Here is a 20,293-nt window from a genome sequence, read left to right on the forward strand (position 1 = left end):
CCCGTCCAGCAGCACCGGTCCGTCCGGATGCGTTGCGGCCAAATCCTTTACCGTCGACACCGCGCCCGTCGTATGCGACACCACGACCGTATCCGGGCCGGCCGCCACCAACACACCGTCGGGGCCGCCCACGACCTCGACCAACTGTGCGTCGGAGAACACGCAGACGATCACGATATCGGCAGCCGCGGCCGCAGCGGCCGCCGAATCCACCACCTCCGCACCGCATGCCCGCAAACGTTCCCGCACCGGTTCACGGCGCGCGTAGACCACCACCCGATAGCCGGCTCGCACCAGCCGAATCACCATCGGCTCGCCCATCTGTCCCGCACCGACAAACCCGATGACCTGCGACATACGCGCACTCCTCACTCGATCCACTTGGCCGTCCCCACGAGGCTACCGTTGCACTTACGATAGATAATACGATATATATTTCGGTGGATCGGCGATACGGTAACGAGAGGCCGGTTCTCCGCTCGCGGATATGATCCATCCGCATACGACGCCGCAGGCAAAGGAGAGCAAGTGACCAGCCGACTCACGGATAAGGTGGCGTTCATAACCGGAGCAGCGCGAGGCCAGGGCCGCGCGCACGCGGTGCGCATGGCGACCGAAGGCGCCGACATCATCGCCGTCGACGTGGCAGGCCCACTCCCGCAGGCGGTTCCCTACGATTCGGCAACCCCCGACGATCTCGCCGAGACGGTTCGCCTGGTCGAAGCGACCGGCCGTCGCATACTCGCCTCCACTGTCGACATCCGCGACCTGGACGGGCTGCGCAAGGCCGTGAACGAGGGGGTCGACACCCTGGGTCGCCTCGACACCATTGTCGCCAACGCCGGAATCTGCATCCCCGAAACCTGGGACGCGATAACCCCCGAATCCTTCCGCGACGTCATCGACGTCAATGTCATCGGAACCTGGAATACCGTCGTCGCAGGCGCCCAACACATTGTCGACGGCGGCCGCGGCGGGTCCATCATCTTGATCAGCTCCGCCGCAGGCGTGAAAATGCAGCCGTTCATGGTGCACTACACGGCCAGCAAGCACGCCATCACCGGAATGGCCCGATCATTGGCGGCCGAACTCGGCAAGCACGACATCCGCGTGAACAGCGTGCACCCGGGTGCGGTCAATACGCCCATGGGCAGCGGTGACATGGTTACCTCGCTGGCCCGGGCGTTCGAATCCAATCCGCAACTGGCACATATGACCACACCGTTCCTCCCGGCGTGGGTCGCCGAGCCGGAGGACGTATCCAATGCCGTGTGCTGGCTGGCCAGCGACGAAGCACGCTTCATCACGGCCGCCCAGATATCGGTCGACCTCGGATCCACTCAGTACTGAGCTCAGCCAAAAGGACATATCCATGTCGCTACTCGAAGGCCGCGTCGCCGTTGTCACCGGCGGCGCCCAGGGCATCGGACTCGCCATCGCCGAAACATTCGTGCGGCACGGGGCGCGTGTGGTGGTGGGTGATCTGAATCCCGGTGATACACAACGAATTCTGGGCGATGAGGTCTCGCGTGCGGTGCGCTGCGATGTCACGCAGGCAACCGATATCGGGGCTCTGCTCGATACGGCGCTCACCGAATTCGGTGCGCTCGACATCATGGTGAACAACGCGGGTATCACCCGCGACGCCTCGATGCGGAAGATGTCCGAGGAGGACTTCGACGAGGTGATCGCCGTACATCTCAAAGGCACCTGGCACGGCACCAGGATGGCCGCCGCGATCATGCGGGAAGCCCGACGCGGCAGCATCGTGAACATATCCTCGCTCTCGGGCAAGGTCGGGATGGCCGGTCAGACCAACTACTCCGCCGCGAAGGCGGGCATCATCGGATTGACGAAGGCCGCCGCCAAGGAAACGGCCGGACATGGTGTGCGGATCAATGCGATCCAGCCCGGGTTGATTCGTTCGCCGATGACCTTGGCAATGCCCGAACACGTTTGGGCGCAGAAGATGTCCGAGATTCCGATGTCGCGCGCAGGTGAGCCGACCGAGGTCGCGAACGTCGCACTGTTCCTGGCCTCGGACCTGTCCTCCTACATGACGGGCACCACCTTGGAGGTCACCGGCGGGCGATTCATGTGATCGCCACGGATCAAGTCGATTTCCCTGCTCCTGGAGACGAATTCCATGCGTGAAGTTGTGATCTGCGAACCCGTCCGCACCCCCATCGGACGATACGGTGGATCGTTGCGGTCGCTGACCGCGGCCGACCTCGGCGTCGCCGCATTACAAGGTCTGTTACGGCGCACCGGAATCGACCCCGAACTCGTCGAGGACGTCGTGCTCGGCCACTGCTATCCGAACAGCGAGGCCCCCGCCATCGGCCGCGTGGTCGCACTGGATGCCGGATTGCCGGTCACGGTCGGCGGGATGCAGATCGACCGGCGGTGCGGTTCCGGTCTGCAGGCCGTCATCCAGGCCGTGCTGCAGGTGCAGAGCGGCGCCAATGAGGTGGTCTTCGCGGGTGGCGCCGAGAGCATGAGCAATGCCGCGTTCTATTCACTCGATATGCGGTGGGGCGGCGCACGCGGGGGTGTCCAGGTGCACGACGGTCTCGTGCGCGGCCGCGAAACGGCGGGCGGACAACATCATCCGGTCCCCGGGGGCATGTTGGAGACCGCGGAGAACCTGCGCAGGACCTACGAGATAACCCGCGAGGAGCAGGATCGACTCGCCGTGCTGTCGCATCAGCGTGCGGTCGCGGCGCAGCAGAGCGGCGCGAGCGCCGAGCAGATCATCCCGGTCACCGTATCCACACGGGGTGCGGAAAGCCGGATCGAGATCGATGAACACCCCCGCGCCGATACCACCGTCGAGGCGCTCGCCAAGTTGAAACCCATTCGCGCACAGCTCGACCCGGATGCCACGGTGACGGCGGGCAATTCCAGCGGCCAGAACGACGCCGCCGCCATGTGCCTTGTCACCACCCGCGACAAAGCCGAGCAACTCGGGCTCACCGCACTGGTCACTCTCAAATCGTGGGCGGTGGCGGGAGTGCGACCCGACATCATGGGCATCGGCCCGGTGCCCGCGACCGAGGCGGCGCTGAGCCGGGCCGGGCTCACCCTCGCCGATATCGACCTGATCGAACTCAACGAGGCGTTCGCCGCACAGGCCCTCGCCGTGCTGCGCGAGTGGAAGTTCGGCGAGCAGGATCTCGAACGCACGAATGTGCACGGCTCCGGCATCTCGCTCGGCCATCCGGTGGGCGCCACCGGCGGACGAATGCTGGCGACGCTCGCGCGCGAAATGCACCGGCGCGAACTGCGTTACGGTCTGGAAACCATGTGTATCGGCGGCGGTCAGGGCCTCGCCGCCGTCTTCGAGAGGGTGGCATGACCACACGCGTATTCACCTCACTGGACCAGCTGCGTGCCGCGGTCGGCGAATCCATCGGACCGGGCCCGTGGCTGACGATCGACCAGGCACGCATCGATGCCTTCGCCGAAGCCACCGGCGATGACCAGTGGATCCACGTGGACCCGCAGCGCGCCGCTGACGGGCCCTACGGCGCGACCATCGCCCACGGCTACCTCACGCTCTCGCTGATCCCGCTGCTCGGCCGCGACATCTACACCCTCGATTTCGGCACGGCCCGAATCAACTACGGCAGCAACACCGTTCGCTTCCCGTCGGCGGTCCGCTCGGGCGACCGCATCCGTGCCACCGCGACCATCGCGGACCTGCGCGTCGAACAGTCGCGGGCACAACTGACCGTCCGCTGGACCATCGAGAGCGAAGGACAGCCCAAACCCGCATGTGTCGCGGAAACACTTACGGTGGTGGTGCTGTGAAACTCGCACGAACACAAGGTCTTTCCGAGGTCCAGACCGAAATCCTGAATACGGTCCGCGCATTCGTGGACAAGGAGATCATTCCCAGCGCTCAGGAACTCGAACACGCCGACACCTACCCGCAGGCCATTGTCGACCGTATGGCGGAGATGGGGCTGTTCGGCCTCATGATCCCCGAGGAATACGGTGGACTCGGCGAATCGCTGCTCACCTACGCACTCTGCGTCGAAGAACTGGCACGGGGCTGGATGAGCATTTCGGGGGTGATCAACACGCATTTCATCGTGGCGTATCTGCTTCAGCACCACGGGACCCTGGAGCAGAAGCGGTACTTCCTGCCCCGGATGGCCACCGGCGAGATCCGCGGCGCATTCTCGATGTCGGAGCCCGAACTCGGTTCGGATGTGGCCGCCATTCGCACCAAGGGCGTCCGCGACGATGCGGGCGACTACATCATCGACGGCCGCAAGATGTGGCTGACCAACGGGTCGACCGCGACCGTGGTCGCGGTCCTGGTCCGCACCGACGAAGGACGCGAACGTCCGCACGACAACCTCACCACCTTCCTGATCGAAAAGCCCGCCGGATACGGCACGGTGGCGCCGGGCCTGACCATTCCCGGCAAGATCCACAAAATGGGCTACAAGGGCATCGATACCACCGAGCTGCTGTTCGACAACTACGCGGCAGCCGCGGACACCGTGCTCGGCGGGACCCCGGGCGAAGGCTTCAAACAGATGATGGACGGCATCGAAGTCGGCCGCGTCAATGTCGCCGCGCGCGCCTGCGGAATAGCCATCCGCGCATTCGAACTCGGCGCCCGCTACGCCCAGCAACGATCGGCCTTCGGCAAACCCATCGTCGAGCACCAGGCCATCGGCTTCGCCCTGGCGGAGATGGCGACCAAAGTCGAAGCGGCACATCTGATGATGGTCAATGCCGCGCGGCTCAAGGATTCCGGCGAACGCAACGACGTCGCCGCGGGCATGGCCAAATACCTGGCCAGCGAATTCTGCAACGAAGTCACCCAGGCCAGCTTCCGCATCCACGGCGGCTACGGCTACTCCACCGAATACGAAATCGAGCGGCTGATGCGCGAGGCGCCGTTCATGCTGATCGGCGAAGGCACCAGCGAGATCCAGAAACGGATCATCAGCAAGGGTGTACTGCGCGACTACCGCCTCTAGACCTTGTCACCCAAGCGTTTTCGACCAACCGGCCCCGCAGTGCAGGGCCGGTCGTGTTGTTGTCGAACCCGCACCAGACCGTCGAGATTCTGTACCGTCAGACCCCAGTCCGAAACGGCGCACCACCGACAAAGCCGCGCGGTAAATACCTACCTCGGCTGGAATCGTTGCGCGCCATCGATCCGCACGACCTCGCCGTTGATGTACGGGTTTTCCAGCAGGTGCTGTGCGAGCGAGGCGTACTCGTCCGGTGCGCCGAGCCGCTTCGGGAAGGGCACCGACGCGGCGAATTTCGCCAGCCGCTCCTCGCCGAGGAAGTCCATCAGCGGCGTGTGAATGGTGCCAGGTGCGATGCTGTTCAACCGGATGCCCACCGAGCTGAGATCCCTTGCGCCCGACAAGGTCAGCGAGATCACCCCACCCTTGGCCGCCGAGTAGGCGGACTGACCGATCTGCCCCTCGTACCCGGCGATCGAGCTCGTCATCACGATCGCGCCGCGCTCCCCGTTCGGCTTGGGGTCCAGCTTCGCGATCCTCGCGGCGGTGAGACGCAGCACGTTGTAGGTACCGGTGAGGTACAGCGCGATGGTGTCGGTGAAGCCCTTCAGCGTGGCCGGGCTGCCGTCCCGGTTGATGACGCGCTCCAACACACCGAAACCACCGTGGGCGATGACCGCATACCGCAGCACACCCAGCTCATCCGCCTTCGCGAGCGCGGCCTCGATGGTCGCATCGTCGAGCACATCGGTGCGCACATAGGCGACCTTGTTGCCGAGTTCGTCGGCCAGCGCCGTCGCCTTCTCGTCGTTGACATCGGCGATGACGACGGCGGCGCCCGCGCCGTGCAACCGGCGCACCGTGGCATCGCCCAACCCGCCGGCACCGCCGGTCACCAGCACTACTTCACCTTCGAACGACACAGCGTCTCCTTACTCAATGGGTCGATTGTGATGCGGCACGCGAGCCGAAAGCCCTTACGCGCCGGTCCATTTGGGGGCGCGCTTCTCGGCGAAGGCCAGCGCCCCCTCCTGCGCGTCCTTCGACTGGAACACCGGAATGACCAGTTCCAGCTGCTTCTGCCACATCTCGTCGGAGGTCCAGTCGCTGGATTTGACGAGGACCTCTTTGGTTTTCGCGACAGCCAGCGGTCCGTTCGCCGTGATCCGCTCGGCCAGGGCCAGTGCTTCCTCGAGTGCCCTACCGGGCTCGGCGAGCACGTTGACCAGGCCGTAGGCCGCTGCCTCCGCGGCCGTGAAATTGTCACCGGTCAGTGCCAGTTCGACGGCCTTCTGATAGGGGATGCGGCGCTGTAGCCGCAGCAACGCGCCGCCCGCCGCGACCAAGCCGCGCTTGACCTCGGGCACACCGAATGTCGCGGTCTTCGAGGCAACGATCAGGTCGGTCGCCAGCACCACCTCGGTGCCACCTGCCAGCGCGTACCCCTCGACCGCGGCGATGATCGGCTTGACCGGCGGCTTTTCGGTGAATCCGAGGCCGCGCCCCGGCACGATCACGATCTCACCGGCCGAGAATGCCTTCAAATCCATACCCGCACAGAAATTCCCACCGGCGCCGGTCACCACGGCGACCGACAGTTCCGGGCTCTCGTCGAGCTCGTCGACCGCATCGGCCAATCCCTGACTGACCGCGGTATTGATCGCATTGCGCGCATCCGGCCGGTTGATCGTGATCACCAGGGTGCGCCCGCGGCGTTCCCGCAGAACTTCATCCGACACCGATAGCCTCCACTCGTATCGTCAGCTTTAGAAAAGCTTACTATAAGTATTTCAGTATGAGAACCGCAGCCGGTCGCCCGGGCCGCTGATCAACGAACCGGCACCCGGCCGAGCGAGGTCAGACCTCCACGATGAGAGCGCCGCCCTGGCCGCCGCCCGCGCACATCGCGGCAACGCCGATGCCGCCACCGCGCCGCCGCAGTTCGTAGAGCAACGTGGTCACCATGCGGGCACCGGAAGCCGAGATCGGATGGCCCAGACTGCATCCACTGCCGGAGAAGTTCACCAGTTCTTCGTCGAGTCCGTGCTCGCGGCACGCGGCGATCGGTACCGACGCGAAGGCCTCGTTGATCTCCCACAGCGCCACATCCGCGGGCTTCAAACCCGCGCGGTCGAGGATCTTGCCGATCACCTTGCCCGCTGCCAGTCCGTTGTCGGCCGGAGTCATAGCGGCATTGGCCCAGGCCCGCACCGCGCCGAGGACCTCGAGCCCCTCGGCCGCGGCATAGTCGTCGCCGACCAGCGTCACCGCCGCGGCGGCATCGTTGATCCCACTGCTGTTACCGGCCGTGATCGAGAAGCCCTCGATCTCGGGATGCAGCACGGGCAATGCCGCCAGCCGCTCCAAAGTGGTTTCGCGGCGCGGGAATTCGTCGACCGCGAAGTCGATCACCGAACCGTCGAGCTGCTGGATCTTCATCGGGACGATCTCGTCGACGAACTTTCCGGCGTCGATCGCGGCGACCGCGCGCTGATGCGACCGTAGCGCCCACGCGTCCATCTCCGCGCGACTGATGCCTGCCTTCTTGGCCGTATTCCAGCCGACCGTGATCGCCATATCGAGGGTCGGCGCGTCCGGCGTCTCCGGATGTGACGGCGGGATCCACGGCTCGATAAACTCGAGCTCGGCCCGGCCCGGCACCCGCCACTTCATCAGCGGCGCAGTCGACAGGGACTGCACACCACCGGCGACGATCACCCGCTCCATTCCCGAGACGATGTGCGCCGCACCGTTTCCGATCGCGGTGAGACTGCCTGTGCAGTGCCGATTGACCGCCTGGCCCGGCACGGTCAGCATGCCGCTGGCCACGGCGGCATGCCGCGCCAGATCGCCACCGCCGTAATTCAATTCGGCGAGTATGACGTCGTCGACGGCGGCCGGATCGATACCGGCCCGGCGAACCGCCTCGGGCAGGATCGTGGTCGCCAGGGTTTCGGAGGGCACATTCGCCAGCGCCCCTTTGAATGATCGTCCGATCGCAGTCCTGACGGCGCTGACGATGACAGGTTTGGCCATATCTCTCAACCTCTGAGCTATCGAGCCGCACCCTCGGGCGCAGCGTCCTCGAATGTCGTTTTACACCTTACGGTTAGCAATACAGTACTATCCACCACCGACTCTTCATTCGACCGGCGTTGCCACCGAAACGGCCTGGTACGGCAGCTATCTCGACGAGATCGACACCGTCACCGTCGAGCAGTTCCCGCGGCAAAAACGCTCCGTCCTCGATCAACGAGCCAGCCGCACGGACATCGCGCGGCCGCCCGACGCCGACGGCCCCTACGAGGCGGTCATCGGGCCACCTCGACCATTTCGAAGTCGGACTTCTCGGCGCCGCAGTCCGGACACGTCCAGTCGTCAGGAATTTCGTTCCACGGGGTGCCGGGCGCGATGCCGTCATCGGGCCGGCCCAGTTCCTCGTCGTATTCGAATCCGCAGATCAGGCAGCGGAACAGCCGGTAGGTGGTCGCCGTCTCGTTCATCGGCCCTTGCCCCACGGCACGGCTTTGACGAAACCGCCCGCGTCCACCCGCAATTGGCTGCCGGTGATGTAGCGCGCGTCGTCACCGGCCAGGAAGACAACGAGATTGGAGACGTCCTGCGGCTCGATGTACGGGATGGGCATCGCCTGCATCACCGGGAATGCGGCCTCGGCGTCCTCGCGGGTCGGCGCCTCCTTGTCGGGCCGGAAGACCTTGTACATGCCCTCGTTGTGCAGCATGTCGGTGTTCACATTGGTCGGATGCACCGCGTTGACCCGGATCGACTGCTTCGCCAACTGAATCGACAGATCGTTGACGTAGTGTGCGACAACTTGTTTCGCGAAGCTGTATGCCGAGCCACCGGGGCCCTGCTTGGTGGAGCTGCCCAGCTGGGCCGCCAGAGATCCGGTCGCGATGATGGAAGCTCCGGCGCCGAGGTACGGAATGCTGGCCTGGATGACATTGAATACCCCGACCAGGTCGGTATCGACGGTATCCGACCACGACTGCATGGTCTGGCCCTTGCCCATCGCGGAGATCCCGGCATTGGCCACCACGATGTCGAGCCGACCCAATGCCTCGACACCCGCCGCGATAGCACTCCAGACCGCGCTGCGTTCCCGCACATCCACGATCACGGGATGGACACGGACGCCTTCCTTTTCGACCAGCCGGGCGGTCTCCTCCAGATCCTCCGGACGGGCCAGCGGGTAGGTATTCCCCTCGAGGTCGGCGCAGATATCCAATGCGATGATGCTCGCACCCTCGGCGGCCAGATTGACCGCATGTGAACGGCCCTGCCCGCGTGCGGCACCCGATATCACCGCGACCTTGTTGTCCAATTTCCCCACGGGTTACACCCTTTCCGTCACTCAGTGGCGGGCCGCGCGCCGGTAATGGCCACGGCATCGCGAATTGTTCAGTGCCGCCTCGAAATTCGGCTGCCGATGGTTTTGGTCTCCAGATACTGCTGGAAACCCTCCACGCCGCACTGGCGGCCGATGCCGCTGTTCTTGTAGCCGCCGAAAGGGGCATCAGCGCCGTAGAACATGCCGCCGTTGACACCGATCGCGCCGGTCCGGATGCGTCGCGCGATGCCCATGCCCCGCTCGAGCGACCCCGAGAGCACCGCGCCCGCAAGACCGTAGGCGCTGTCGTTGGCGATGCGCACGGCCTCCTCGTCGTCGGAGAACGGCATCAGCACCAGGACCGGACCGAAGATCTCCTCCTGGGCGATCGGCAGGCTCGGATCGTCGCAAACGAATACCGTCGGCTCGACGAAATGACCACCGGCAAGATGCGGTGGCAGATTCTGCACTGCTGCACCGCCGGTGACAAGGCGCGCGCCGTCGAGGGTCGCGCGTGTGCACGCATCCAGGACGCGGCCGCGCTGCGCCGCGCTGATCACCGGTCCCACCAGAGTTTCCGGCAGTGCCGGATCACCCACCGGCACCGCCTCGAACGCCGCGGCCACACTCGCGACCATCTCGTCGAACCTCGACCGGTGCACCAGCATCCTGCTGGTCGCGGCACATGCCTGACCAGCGTGCACGCAGACGCCGACCGCGCTGCGCAGTGCCGCCACCGGATCGGCGTCGTCCAATACGATCAGCGCCGACTTTCCGCCCAGTTCGAGAAAAGTCCGCTTCATGGTGTCCGCACCCAGCCGCATGAGCGCGCGTCCGACCGCCGTCGACCCGGTGAACGAGATCATGTCCACCCGCCGATCGGTCGCCAGCAATCCGGCGACCTCGTTGGACGGCGTGGAGACGACATTGACGACCCCCGGCGGAAAGTCGGTGCGCTCGGCGATCAGGCGCCCTAGTCGGGTGGCATGCCACGGCGTATTCGGATCGGGCTTGAGCACCACCGTATTTCCCGCGGCCAGCGCGGGGCCGAGCTTGTTCAGCGCGACCTCGAGCGGGAAGTTCGACGGGCAGATCGCCGCGACCACACCCACCGGTTCCTGTATCACGGTGCGCACGTTGCGGTCACCGAACAGACCGCCGCCCTCGAGCACCCGCTCCCAGCCGAATTCGTCGATCAGCCGCGATGGATAGCGCAGGGATTCCGCCAGCGGCCAGTCGAGTTGCGCATTGCGCAGCGTCATCGCCGGACATCCGGCCTCGGCGACGAGTTCCTCCCCCAGCTCGTACTTTTCGGCCTCCAGGGCCTGCCGCAGTTGATCCAGGCACCGCTGCCGCAGCGCCCGATTCGTCGACCAGTCGGTTTCGTCGAAGGCCCGACGCGCCGCCCCGATCGCCCGCTGCATATCCGCCGAGCCCGCCGCGGCTGTGCCGCCGAGTACCTCGCCGGTGGCGGGGCTGACATTGTCGAACGCGGCACCCGAGGCCGCCTCGACCAATTCGCCGTCGATCAGCATCCGGTATTCAGCCCGCTCGGCGGCTCGGCGCCCCACCTCGATAATGGGCGCCGGTCTCTCCCCGACGATCTCGCTCACGACTCCGCCTCACTGGCACTCGGCTCCGCCGTGCGCGCAGGCGCGCCATGCTGATGGTTCACTCGCTGACGCCCGCTCACGGCCTCACCTCACTGGCGCTCGGCTCCGCCGTGCGCGATGCGCGCTGTATTGATGGTTCGCTCGCTTCGCCGGCGCTCGGCTCCGTCGTGCGCGAAGGCGCACCGTGTTGGTCGGCTCGCTCGGTGCGCTCGCTCACATCTCCTCCTGATCATCCGCAAACAGTTACCGAGCGTCACCGCCTCGCGCGCAGCAGGCGGTGGGCTCCGGGTACGCAGGAAGCGACACTGATCCCCTTCGAACGACGTTGTCCGAGACCCGCCGGGATTATCCATCCTGGATGCTTAACTGTAAGCATTACCGTATATTACTTCAAGACGGTGAGCAATCGCAGGAAAGGGAGCTCCTATGTCGGGTCTGCTCAATGGCGTCCGAGTGGTCGAACTGGCGTCGTGGACGTACGTGCCAAGCGCCGGCGCCGCGCTGGCGGATTGGGGCGCGGATGTGATCAAGATCGAGGACACCAGGGGCGGCGATCCATGTCGCGCCCTGGTCGTCGGCGGCCTGGACCCCGCGCGGTCACCGGTGCAGGCCAACTACATGATGGAACTCGGCAACCACGGCAAGCGCAGCATCGGCGTGGACATCAAATCCGAGGGCGGGCACGAGATCCTCGGCAAGCTGATCGCGAATGCCGATGTGTTCCTGACCAATTGGCTGCCCGGCCCCCTCGAACGGGCCGGATTGTCCGTCGACCGGATTCGCGAATTCAACCCGAAGATCATCATCGCCCGAGGCAGCGGCCACGGCAGTCGCGGACCCGAACGCGAGCGCGGCGGATTCGACGGCGCCAGCTACCTGGCGCGCGCCGGCGTCGCCTACGCGCTCACCCCGCCCGACGCCGAATACCCCGTGGCCCAGGGACCCGCGTTCGGCGATCTCCAGGGCGGCATCACCCTGGCGGGCGGTGTCACGGCCGCCCTGTTCCACCGCGAGCGCACCGGACACGCCCCGATCGTCGACAGTTCCCTACTGGCGCAAGGCATGTGGGCCGTGGCCCCGGATATCGCGGCGGCCGATTACTACGACATCGACCGGATTCCGCCGAACCCGGCGGGCACCGCACTCAATCCCGCGGTCAACCGGTACAAGACGCGCGACGGCCGCTGGGTGCAGATGATGCTGTTGCAGGCGGACCGCTACTGGCGCGGATTCTGCGAGCGCATCGGCCGGGCCGATATGGCCACCGACGAACGGTTCGTTCCGCTGGCGAATCTGGTCGTCAACCACGAGGCCGCCACCGCCGAACTCCGCAAGACCTTCGCCGAACGCGATCTCGCCGAATGGCAAAAGGTCCTCGCCGAGGAGCCGGGCGTGTGGGCCACCATCGCCAGCCCGCAGGAGGTGCTCGACGACCCCCAGGTGGCCGCCAACGGCTATCTGATGACATTGACCGACAGCGCCGATAAATCCTACCGAACCGTCAGCGCCCCAGTGCAATTCGACGAGACGCCGGCGCCACCGAGCCGCTCACCGGAGTACGGCGAACACACCGAGACCATCCTGCTCGAACTCGGCATGGACTGGGACGACATCGTCGCCGCCAAGGATGCGGGCACGATCCTCTGAACCGGATCCCGTCGACCATCCCGCGAAGTCGCACCATGGACTATATTGTAAGCCATACTGTAACCTCCACGAAGGAGTGTGGACGTGGATAAAACCGACATGATCCTGATCAGCGTCGATGACCACATCATCGAACCGCCGGACATGTTCAAAAACCACCTGCCGAGCAAGTACGCAGCCGACGCGCCACGGTTGATACACACCGACGACGGTGCGGACATGTGGAAGTTCCGCGACATCGTGGTTCCCAATGTGGCGCTCAACGCGGTGGCGGGGCGGCCGAAGCACGAGTACGGGCTCGAACCCGAAGGGCTCGACGAGATCCGGCCCGGCTGCTACGACGTCGACGAGCGCGTCAAGGATATGAACGCCGGCGGCATTCTGGCGTCGATGAACTTCCCGTCGTTTCCCGGCTTCGCGGCCCGCCTGTTCGCCACCGACGATTCGGACTTCTCACTGGCCCTGGTGCGGGCCTACAACGACTGGCACATCGATGAGTGGTGCGGCGCCTACCCGGGGCGCTTCATTCCGATGGCACTGCCGGTGATCTGGGATGCCGAACTGTGCGCCGCCGAGGTGCGCCGGTGCGCGGCCAAGGGTGTGCATTCGCTGACGTTCACGGAGAACCCCGCGGCGTTGGGCTACCCCAGTTTCCATGACCCGCACTGGAATCCGCTGTGGCAGGCCCTGGTCGACACCGACACCGTGTGCAGCGTCCACATCGGATCATCGGGACGGCTCTCGATACCCGCGGTCGACTCGCCACCGGATGTGATGATCACCCTGCAGCCGATGAATATCGTGCAGGCCGCCGCGGATCTGCTCTGGTCCAGGCCGGTCAAGGACTACCCGGATCTGAAGATCGCACTGTCCGAAGGCGGCACCGGCTGGATCCCGTACTTCCTCGAACGTGTCGACCGCACCTTCGAAATGCATTCGGCGTGGACCCTGCAGGATTTCGGCGGCAAGGTGCCGTCGGAGGTCTTCCGGGACCACTTCCTGACCTGTTTCATCAGCGATCCGATCGGTGTGCGGCTGCGCAACGAGATCGGGATCGACAATATCTCGTGGGAAGCCGATTACCCGCACAGCGACTCGATGTGGCCCGATGCTCCGGAGGCACTGCACGAGGTGCTGCAGCGCGAGCAGGTGCCCGATGACGAGATCGACAAGATGACACATCTGAACGCGATGCGCTGGTACTCCTTCGACCCGTTCGCTCATGTGCCGAAGGAGAAGGCCACCGTCGGCGCGTTGCGCGCGGCCGCCGCCGACCACGATGTCAGCATCCAGGCTCGCAGCCACAAGTCGACCGCGGCCGAGGAGAAGCTGCGGCAGTTCCAGGCGCAGATCAAAGCGGCCACCGCCCAGAACGCGGGCTGAGGTTTGAGCATTTCGCTTTTGCTCGACATGGTCGAGGCCGGCGATCCCGATCGGCTCGCGGCGGTATCCGGCGCTGTTCGGGTCACCACCGCGGAACTGAATGCCATGGCCCGCGCCGCGGCGGGACTGATCCGTTCGTCGGGCGTCGGACATGTCGCATACGTCGGGACCGGTGGTGTCATGGTGCCCCTTCTGCTGTTCGGCTCCGCCCGAGCCGGAAGGGCGTTCACCCCGTTGAACTACCGCCTCAGCGCCTCGGCGCTGCGCGAGCTGATCGACCGGTTGCCCGCACCGCTGGTGGTGGTCGACGCCGACTACGCCGACGCGGTCGAGGGTGCGGGCAAACAGATCATCGACACCGATCTGTTCCTCGCCGCCACCCGGGCAGCGGCATCGGACACCGAGATCGTCGAGGCCGCACCCGAGGACGTTGCGGTCGTACTGTTCACCTCCGGCACGACCGCACGTCCCAAGGCGGTCGAGCTGACCCATGCCAACCTGACCAGCTACGTCATGGGCACTGTCGACTTCGGCTCGGCCGCGCCCGGCGACGCCGCGCTGATCTGTGTGCCGCCGTATCACATCGCGGGCGTCGGCGCGGCACTGTCGAATCTCTATGCCGGACGAAAGATGGTGTATCTCAGGCAGTTCGAGCCACGGGATTGGATCCGGCTGGTGAACGACGAGCGGATCACCAACGCGACCGTGGTGCCGACGATGCTCGATCGGATCGTCAGCACGCTGGAAGAAACACCGGTGACACTGCCGACCCTGCGCACCCTCGCCTACGGCGGTTCGAACGCACCGCTGCCGCTCGTGCGCAAGACCCTCGAGCTGCTGCCCGATGTCGGCCTGGTGAACGCCTATGGCCTGACCGAGACCAGTTCGACCATCGCGGTGCTCACTCCCGAGGATCACCGCAGCGCCTATCATGCCGACGATCCCGCCGTAGCGAAACGGCTGAGCTCGGTCGGCCGCGCGGTCCCCGGCATCGAACTGCAGATCCGGGCCGCGGACGGCATGACCGCCGCCCCCGGCGAGACCGGCGCGCTGTTCGTCCGCGGCCCCCAGGTGTCGGGCTCCTACGCCGATATCGGTTCCGTGCTCGACGGCGACGGCTGGTTCCCCACCAACGATCTCGCCGCCCTCGACGACGATGGCTACCTGTTCCTGGGCGGCCGCAGCGACGACACCATCATCCGGGGCGGTGAGAACATCGCACCGGCCGAACTCGAGGACGTGCTCGTCGAACACCCGCACGTCCACAAGGCCGCGGTGATCGGCGTCCCCGACCCGCAGTGGGGTCAGATCATCGTCGCCGTGGTCGTTGCGGCGCCCGGCAGCGACCCGGAATCGGAAGTACTGCGCGACTACGTCCGAGCCAATCTCCGCGGGTCGCGAACACCGGACCGCATCGTGTTCCGCGATCAGCTGCCCACCACACCGACCGGGAAAGTGCTGCGGCGCAACCTGATCGAAGAACTCACTCCGACCATCGAGGAAGCATCGTGATCAACAGTGGCGCCCGACTGGAAAGCCAGGTCTGCGAAACCCAGGTAATCGTCATCAGAGCCACCGACGCCCTCGACGGGCTGCGCTGCGGCGGCGCACCGATGGTGCCGATCGGAGCCGAGAAGACCACTACCGACCTCGACCCGAAGTTTGCCGACGGCACCGCCCTCGGCAAACGGTACGTCCACGAGACCGGAGCCGAAATCCTCGTCACCCGACCCGGATCCGGCACGCTCGCCGTGCATGACACACCGTTGGAACTCAAGCAGGCCAAAGCACTGCCATCCAGCGACTGACATGTAGGAGCAATCGTGCATCAACCCCGGCGCCCAAGGACGGCGTGATCGCTGCCGAGGCATCGCACTACCGTTCATTGGTGACTTTCACTACGAATGAACAGCAGTTCCTCGCGGAGGCCGGGATCGGTCGGCTGGCCACGGTATCGCCCGACGGCGTTGTGCAGAACAACCCGACCAGCTATCGGGTGAATGCCGACGGCACCATCGACATCGGCGGTATGCACATGCGCACCAGCCGTAAGTACCGAAACGTCGAGGCCGGCAGTCGGGTGTCGTTCGTCGTCGACCAGCAGGTCTCGTTGGAGCCGTACGTTATTCGCGGCATCGAGGTGCGCGGCACAGCCGAGGCGCTCGACGACCAGGAGCCGCCGTTCCCTCCCCAAGAGCGCTCGATCATTCGGATCCATCCCGAACGGATCATCTCCTGGGGCATCGACGGCGGCTCCTTCGATTTCACCAGTCGCACACCCAACAACTGATTCGAAGACTGCCAGGCGTCGACGACTCAGTCGGCGCCTGTAAAGCCGTTGGGCGAGAGCACGCAGAGCCGCCAACGCGAGCCGCGCGTAGCGGCGCCAGACATCGGCGTCGCGGATGCCGAGGTCGATAAATGCCCGCGCCACTCCAGACACCAAGACCGTGATATCCATGCCAGTCGCGTCCTCGCGCAGGCTTCTCTGAGCGCGCCTCAACGCGAGAATGTGCTCCAACTGATCCGTCGACACCGCCCTCGAGCAGATCGCTGCTCACCTGGACGGGCCGATTGTCGCCACCGCGAACGCCACAAACCGCTGCTTGCCCACGCTGGTGCGCCGGTCCTGCGGCACCGATGTCCCTCGGCGTAGTGGCTCGGCATTGCGAACAGTTGCGCGACCTTCCAGATCGCGCTCACTACCGCGGCGGCACTGGCGGTGACTCTGAAAGTCCGGCCAGCGGCCCGGCGAGGGTACCGGGCGGGCCGGCGCTTACTGCACCACGCACCCTGGGGCTTGTGGGGTGCCTGCGAAGCGGTCGGCGAGGAAGTTCATGCCGCCGAAGGCTTCGCCCGCGGCGGCTCCGATGTGCGTCGGGAACAGCGAGTGGATCGCGGTGAGGGTGGCGCCCTGAGCGCAGTAGGTATCGACGAGGGCGGTGTAGCCGGCAACGGGGATCTTCTCGTCGGCGACGCTGTGGTACAGGTACAGCGGGGTGTCGGGGGCGGTGCGGCCGAGTTCATTGGGCAGGGCGGCGTTGCGGAAAGCGGGCTGCGCCAACAGGTTCGGGACTGTAGCGAAATCGTCGACGTGGGTGTCGGAGTATTCCTGAGCCAGATCCGCACCGCAGCCGGAGGTGTCCGCGGCGAGCAGCGCACGGCGGCCCCGCTCGTTCAACAAGTCGGCCAACCGGGAGTCGGGTTCATTGCGGGCCAGCCCGAGCAGGATCAGTATCGCCCCCGCGGCATTGTCGGCGCGTTGTACCACGGCCGGGATATCGGTGGGGATTCCGCCGGCGCTGGTACCGACCAATTGCACGTCTGGTGCGTATTCCCGACGCAACTGTGTGGCCCACAGGGTGGCGAAGGCTCCGCTCGAGTATCCCCAGGCGCCGATCGGGCTCGAGGCATCGATGCCGGTCGGCGAGAAGGATCGTGCGGCCCGGATTCCGTCCAGAACTCCACGCCCGGATGTCACGCCGTCGAAGAGCCGGGACTGCGGCCCTTCGTAGTCGCTGACCACGACGGCCCATCCCCGCAGCAGTGCGTCCGCGATGAACGGCGCATCCTGCATGGCGCTCGCCATGTCGTTCTCGCTTCCACCGCGCAGCGTGGCCGACGGCGCGCACCGGGTGTCGAGACTGTTCTCGGGTACCTGGTACGACAACACCGGCCGCGGCCCGTTCCAGGGCACCGGTGGCACCAGCACCGTGGTCACGTTCAGCTGCGGACGCTCTTCGGAATCAGTTGTGCGATAACGCAATTGCCATGCCGCCACCGGTATCGGCAGACCGAGCAGTGGGATCGTCCGCGCGCCGAGTACCGCGCCGTTCGGATGTGACGCGAGATCGGGGGGTGCGGCATAGAAGAGATCGTCACCAGGAGATAGCACTGCGGCTCGCGCGACCGGCATCGACAATTCTGCCAGCAGCATGACCATGGCGAGAGTGAGGGCCGCAAGCCATTGCAGGCCGATCCGCCACCACATCACTGGTAGCCCGGGCGCGCTGTCAACCAGCAGGCTGGGCGTATCGATTGCCGAACACGCTGTGCGGCGAGCACTTTTCCGATACGTCGACAACATATGCCGGGATTCCATCACGCCTCCCGCGTCCAACTATCCGACGCGCAGGCACTCGGGCCCGCACAACCAGTCACACCAATTCGAGATCTAGGTCACGATAACATAACGATCTCGCATTCACAGCTGCAATTTTCCAACAACGGCCAAGGCCGCCCAATAGGGCGGAGAAAGGCTCGCTGGACCGAGCGGATACCAACGCTGGTGCCCGGTCTCGACTCGGCGGGCTATTGCTCGGCATACGCCGATATGGCGTCGGCCTGTGAGTCGTGCACGTCGCACGCACGACAAAACCAGATGTCGGAGGCACAACCCTGATGTGACCGGGCAAGCATGTATGACGCTCCTGAGAATCTCGGCCTCGCCGAGCCGGTTTCAGCAAACGGCAGTAGGGTGCTGGTCCGAGACCCCGAAAACGGCTGTGCGGCGGAATCAGGGATGCGTACACGGAGGTCGCGGGCAGGAGATGCAATGCCGACAACATGGTTACGATGGCTCGTTCTGGGAGTCATATCGGCAGCTGCATTCGCCACGTTGCCCATGGGACCGGCAAGCGCCGATCCGGTCGATGACATCCCGGGTGGGCTGGAGTCGTTCTATCACCAGCCGCTGGACTGGAAGCCATGTAACGACGCGGTACTCGACGGCGCGGGGGCTCAGTGCGCGGGCGTTGTCGTACCACTCGACTACAACCGACCGGACACACGCACGCTGACCGTAGCGATCTCGCGTATCCCGGCCACCGACCCGGCCCGCAGACGCGGGATCATGCTGTCCAACCCCGGCGGTCCCGGCGGTCCGGGCCTGAGCATGATTACCGACCTCCGGGATCGGCTCACACCGGATGTCCGCGCCCGGTACGACCTGATCGGCATGGATCCGCGTGGCATCGGCCGATCGGACCGAATGAGTTGTGCGCTGCCGCTGCCCACCATGCTGTTCTCGGCCGGCTTCGACGCCTTCGGCTACGCACGCGACGCCACCCTGGCCGCCGCGCTCGCGGCTTCCTGCGTAGCACCCGATCCCGAGAAGGCCCGGTCCATCACCACCCGCAACACCGCCCGAGACATGGATGTCATCCGCAGCGCATTCGGCGAACGCGAGCTCAACTACTACGGCGACTCCTACGGCACCTACCTGGGCGCGGTGTACACGCAGATGTTCCCCCAGCACAGTGACCGGATCGTGCTGGACAGTGCCATCGACCCGGACCGCTACTGGATCGGCACGTACCAGGACATGGGCGCCGTCAACGAGGCCGGACTCGACGACTGGGCGATCTGGGCGGCCCGCCACGACGCCGACTACCACTTCGGTAGCAGCGGACCGCAGGTCCGAGCCTTTGTCGAGGACATGATCCGACGTGCCGCAACGCATCCGGTCATCGGCAACGGTTATCTCATCGACGAACACACCGTTCCGATGATGCTGCTGTCGCTGTTGTCGAATCCCAAGAAGAACACCAACCTCGCCGAGCTCGTGCGGACCCTGGCCGACGCAGTATCCGGGCTGCCCATCGACATGGAACAGCTGAAAGCGAAGATCAGCGGTCCCGTTCCACTGGACGCCTCGGGTATGGCCGCGGTCCTGTGCGGCGACAAGGCCGCACCCCGAGATCTGGCCTGGTATCGCCACAACATCGAAAGCGTCCGGGCGACCCAACCGGTGTTCGGCGCGTTCGCCAACAACATCACCGCATGCGCGTTTTGGCCGGATCCGGTCGAGCCACCCACCGCCGTGCACAACCCGACACCGGCCCTGATCCTGCAGGCAACCCGCGACACCCGCACCGCCTATCAGCAGGGCCTTGCATTACACCAGGACCTGACAGCGTCACGAATGGTCACACTGGCAGACACCCGCGTTCACGGCGTCCTCGGCTCCGACCTGAGCCATTGCGTGAACGAGGCCGTCAATACCTACTTCCGTGACGGCACCCTCCCCAATGCCGACCTCACCTGCCAACGCGACACCAACAATCTCCCCGACTGATCGCCCGCAGCGCCCAGCCGCAATCATCGACGAATCGCAAAACCAACCGGGCCCTGAACTCGAGCACGGTGCGAGGCTCACTCAGGGGTTTTTCCATAGGCCGTGATCATCTGAATCGTCCCGGCCTACTTCATCTTCCATCCCCTCTCTCACCGAACCCAACTGATTTGGCAACCACGCTGTCTCATCATGTTCACCGTCGTCGTATTCTTCTCACTCCCGACAG

The 20,293-nt window shown here is 65.4% G+C and carries 19 protein-coding genes; 11 read left to right on the forward strand and 8 right to left on the reverse strand.

What is annotated here, in order from left to right; translation table 11 throughout:
* Window positions 1-357: NAD(P)-binding domain-containing protein (locus ON44_RS38715; RefSeq protein ID WP_040699748.1), on the reverse strand; the 357-nt coding region annotated here is incomplete at its 3' end.
* 171 nt (window positions 358-528) lie between these two features.
* Here ON44_RS38715 and ON44_RS38720 point away from each other — a divergent pair.
* The 5 genes from ON44_RS38720 to ON44_RS38740 are packed head-to-tail and all read left to right on the forward strand — an operon-like array spanning window position 529 to window position 5,000.
* Window positions 529-1,350: a mycofactocin-coupled SDR family oxidoreductase gene (locus tag ON44_RS38720; protein ID WP_040699703.1), complete on the forward strand. Its 822-nt coding sequence runs from the start codon at window positions 529-531 to the stop codon at window positions 1,348-1,350.
* Window positions 1,351-1,372: 22 nt separating this feature from the next.
* Complete coding sequence (fabG, locus tag ON44_RS38725; protein ID WP_040699705.1) at window positions 1,373-2,101, forward strand: 3-oxoacyl-ACP reductase FabG; 729 nt, start codon at window positions 1,373-1,375, stop codon at window positions 2,099-2,101.
* Window positions 2,102-2,146: 45 nt separating this feature from the next.
* Window positions 2,147-3,358, forward strand: a complete 1,212-nt coding sequence (locus ON44_RS38730; protein WP_040699707.1) for an acetyl-CoA C-acetyltransferase — start codon at window positions 2,147-2,149, stop codon at window positions 3,356-3,358.
* Window positions 3,355-3,813 (forward strand): MaoC family dehydratase, encoded by a 459-nt coding sequence (locus ON44_RS38735; protein WP_040699710.1) that lies wholly within the window; start codon window positions 3,355-3,357, stop codon window positions 3,811-3,813. Before ON44_RS38730 ends, ON44_RS38735 begins: the two co-directional genes overlap by 4 nt.
* Window positions 3,777-5,000, forward strand: coding sequence for an acyl-CoA dehydrogenase family protein (locus ON44_RS38740; RefSeq protein WP_051182997.1), 1,224 nt, complete (start codon window positions 3,777-3,779; stop codon window positions 4,998-5,000). The genes ON44_RS38735 and ON44_RS38740 overlap by 37 nt, the downstream gene beginning before the upstream one ends.
* 149 nt (window positions 5,001-5,149) lie before the next feature.
* Here the strand turns inward: ON44_RS38740 and ON44_RS38745 are convergent, their stop codons facing one another.
* The 6 genes from ON44_RS38745 to ON44_RS38770 all read right to left on the reverse strand — a co-directional run bounded on the left by ON44_RS38745 (window position 5,150) and on the right by ON44_RS38770 (window position 10,883).
* Window positions 5,150-5,920, reverse strand: a complete 771-nt coding sequence (locus tag ON44_RS38745; RefSeq protein WP_040699715.1) for an SDR family NAD(P)-dependent oxidoreductase — start codon at window positions 5,918-5,920, stop codon at window positions 5,150-5,152.
* 54 nt (window positions 5,921-5,974) lie between these two features.
* Entirely contained in the window at window positions 5,975-6,736 is a 762-nt protein-coding gene (locus tag ON44_RS38750; protein WP_040699716.1) for a crotonase/enoyl-CoA hydratase family protein, read from the reverse strand.
* A 118-nt stretch (window positions 6,737-6,854) separates the two neighbouring features.
* Window positions 6,855-8,033 carry a thiolase family protein gene (locus tag ON44_RS38755; RefSeq protein WP_040699717.1) on the reverse strand — a complete coding sequence of 393 codons (1,179 nt, stop codon included), beginning with the start codon at window positions 8,031-8,033 and terminating at the stop codon, window positions 6,855-6,857.
* A gap of 275 nt (window positions 8,034-8,308) precedes the next feature.
* A complete protein-coding gene (locus tag ON44_RS38760) occupies window positions 8,309-8,500 on the reverse strand; it encodes a rubredoxin (RefSeq protein WP_040699718.1) in 192 nt (63 codons plus the stop codon).
* A complete protein-coding gene (locus ON44_RS38765) occupies window positions 8,497-9,351 on the reverse strand; it encodes a mycofactocin-coupled SDR family oxidoreductase (RefSeq protein ID WP_040699719.1) in 855 nt (284 codons plus the stop codon). Before ON44_RS38765 ends, ON44_RS38760 begins: the two co-directional genes overlap by 4 nt.
* A gap of 68 nt (window positions 9,352-9,419) precedes the next feature.
* Entirely contained in the window at window positions 9,420-10,883 is a 1,464-nt protein-coding gene (locus ON44_RS38770; protein ID WP_373283283.1) for an aldehyde dehydrogenase family protein, read from the reverse strand.
* Between the two features lie 504 nt (window positions 10,884-11,387).
* Between ON44_RS38770 and ON44_RS38775 the strand changes: the two genes are divergently transcribed.
* The 5 genes from ON44_RS38775 to ON44_RS38795 all read left to right on the forward strand — a co-directional run bounded on the left by ON44_RS38775 (window position 11,388) and on the right by ON44_RS38795 (window position 16,281).
* The gene (locus tag ON44_RS38775) at window positions 11,388-12,608 is read left to right on the forward strand and encodes a CaiB/BaiF CoA transferase family protein (RefSeq protein WP_040699721.1); all 1,221 of its coding nucleotides are present in this window, start codon (window positions 11,388-11,390) and stop codon (window positions 12,606-12,608) included.
* 84 nt (window positions 12,609-12,692) lie between these two features.
* Complete coding sequence (locus ON44_RS38780) at window positions 12,693-13,991, forward strand: amidohydrolase family protein (protein WP_174415240.1); 1,299 nt, start codon at window positions 12,693-12,695, stop codon at window positions 13,989-13,991.
* A 3-nt stretch (window positions 13,992-13,994) separates the two neighbouring features.
* Window positions 13,995-15,503, forward strand: a complete 1,509-nt coding sequence (locus tag ON44_RS38785; RefSeq protein ID WP_040699723.1) for a class I adenylate-forming enzyme family protein — start codon at window positions 13,995-13,997, stop codon at window positions 15,501-15,503.
* The gene (locus tag ON44_RS38790; protein WP_040699726.1) at window positions 15,500-15,799 is read left to right on the forward strand and encodes a hypothetical protein; all 300 of its coding nucleotides are present in this window, start codon (window positions 15,500-15,502) and stop codon (window positions 15,797-15,799) included. Before ON44_RS38785 ends, ON44_RS38790 begins: the two co-directional genes overlap by 4 nt.
* A gap of 80 nt (window positions 15,800-15,879) precedes the next feature.
* A complete protein-coding gene (locus ON44_RS38795) occupies window positions 15,880-16,281 on the forward strand; it encodes a PPOX class F420-dependent oxidoreductase (protein WP_040699750.1) in 402 nt (133 codons plus the stop codon).
* A gap of 486 nt (window positions 16,282-16,767) precedes the next feature.
* On the opposite strand, the gene ON44_RS38800 is transcribed toward ON44_RS38795, so the two are convergent.
* Complete coding sequence (locus ON44_RS38800; protein WP_051182999.1) at window positions 16,768-17,982, reverse strand: lipase family protein; 1,215 nt, start codon at window positions 17,980-17,982, stop codon at window positions 16,768-16,770.
* A 633-nt stretch (window positions 17,983-18,615) separates the two neighbouring features.
* On the opposite strand from ON44_RS38800, the gene ON44_RS38805 reads away from it, so the two are divergent.
* A complete protein-coding gene (locus tag ON44_RS38805) occupies window positions 18,616-20,067 on the forward strand; it encodes an alpha/beta fold hydrolase (RefSeq protein WP_245567508.1) in 1,452 nt (483 codons plus the stop codon).
* The last annotated feature ends 226 nt before the right edge of the window (window positions 20,068-20,293 follow it).

This window comes from Nocardia vinacea NBRC 16497, from assembly GCF_000308835.1.
GTDB classification, from domain to species: Bacteria; Actinomycetota; Actinomycetes; order Mycobacteriales; family Mycobacteriaceae; genus Nocardia; species Nocardia vinacea.

Bases quoted from the DNA above. Each gene is read 5' to 3' on its own strand.
- ON44_RS38730 (WP_040699707.1), top strand. From the start codon at position 2,147: ATGCGTGAAGTTGTGATCTGCGAACCCGTCCGCACCCCCATCGGACGA.
- ON44_RS38755 (WP_040699717.1), bottom strand. From the start codon at position 8,033: ATGGCCAAACCTGTCATCGTCAGCGCCGTCAGGACTGCGATCGGACGA.
- ON44_RS38805 (WP_245567508.1), top strand. From the start codon at position 18,616: ATGGGACCGGCAAGCGCCGATCCGGTCGATGACATCCCGGGTGGGCTG.
- ON44_RS38800 (WP_051182999.1), bottom strand. From the start codon at position 17,982: ATGTGGTGGCGGATCGGCCTGCAATGGCTTGCGGCCCTCACTCTCGCC.
- ON44_RS38735 (WP_040699710.1), top strand. From the start codon at position 3,355: ATGACCACACGCGTATTCACCTCACTGGACCAGCTGCGTGCCGCGGTC.
- ON44_RS38770 (WP_373283283.1), bottom strand. From the start codon at position 10,883: ATGCTGATCGACGGCGAATTGGTCGAGGCGGCCTCGGGTGCCGCGTTC.
- ON44_RS38760 (WP_040699718.1), bottom strand. From the start codon at position 8,500: ATGAACGAGACGGCGACCACCTACCGGCTGTTCCGCTGCCTGATCTGC.
- ON44_RS38775 (WP_040699721.1), top strand. From the start codon at position 11,388: ATGTCGGGTCTGCTCAATGGCGTCCGAGTGGTCGAACTGGCGTCGTGG.
- fabG (WP_040699705.1), top strand. From the start codon at position 1,373: ATGTCGCTACTCGAAGGCCGCGTCGCCGTTGTCACCGGCGGCGCCCAG.
- ON44_RS38740 (WP_051182997.1), top strand. From the start codon at position 3,777: ATGTGTCGCGGAAACACTTACGGTGGTGGTGCTGTGAAACTCGCACGA.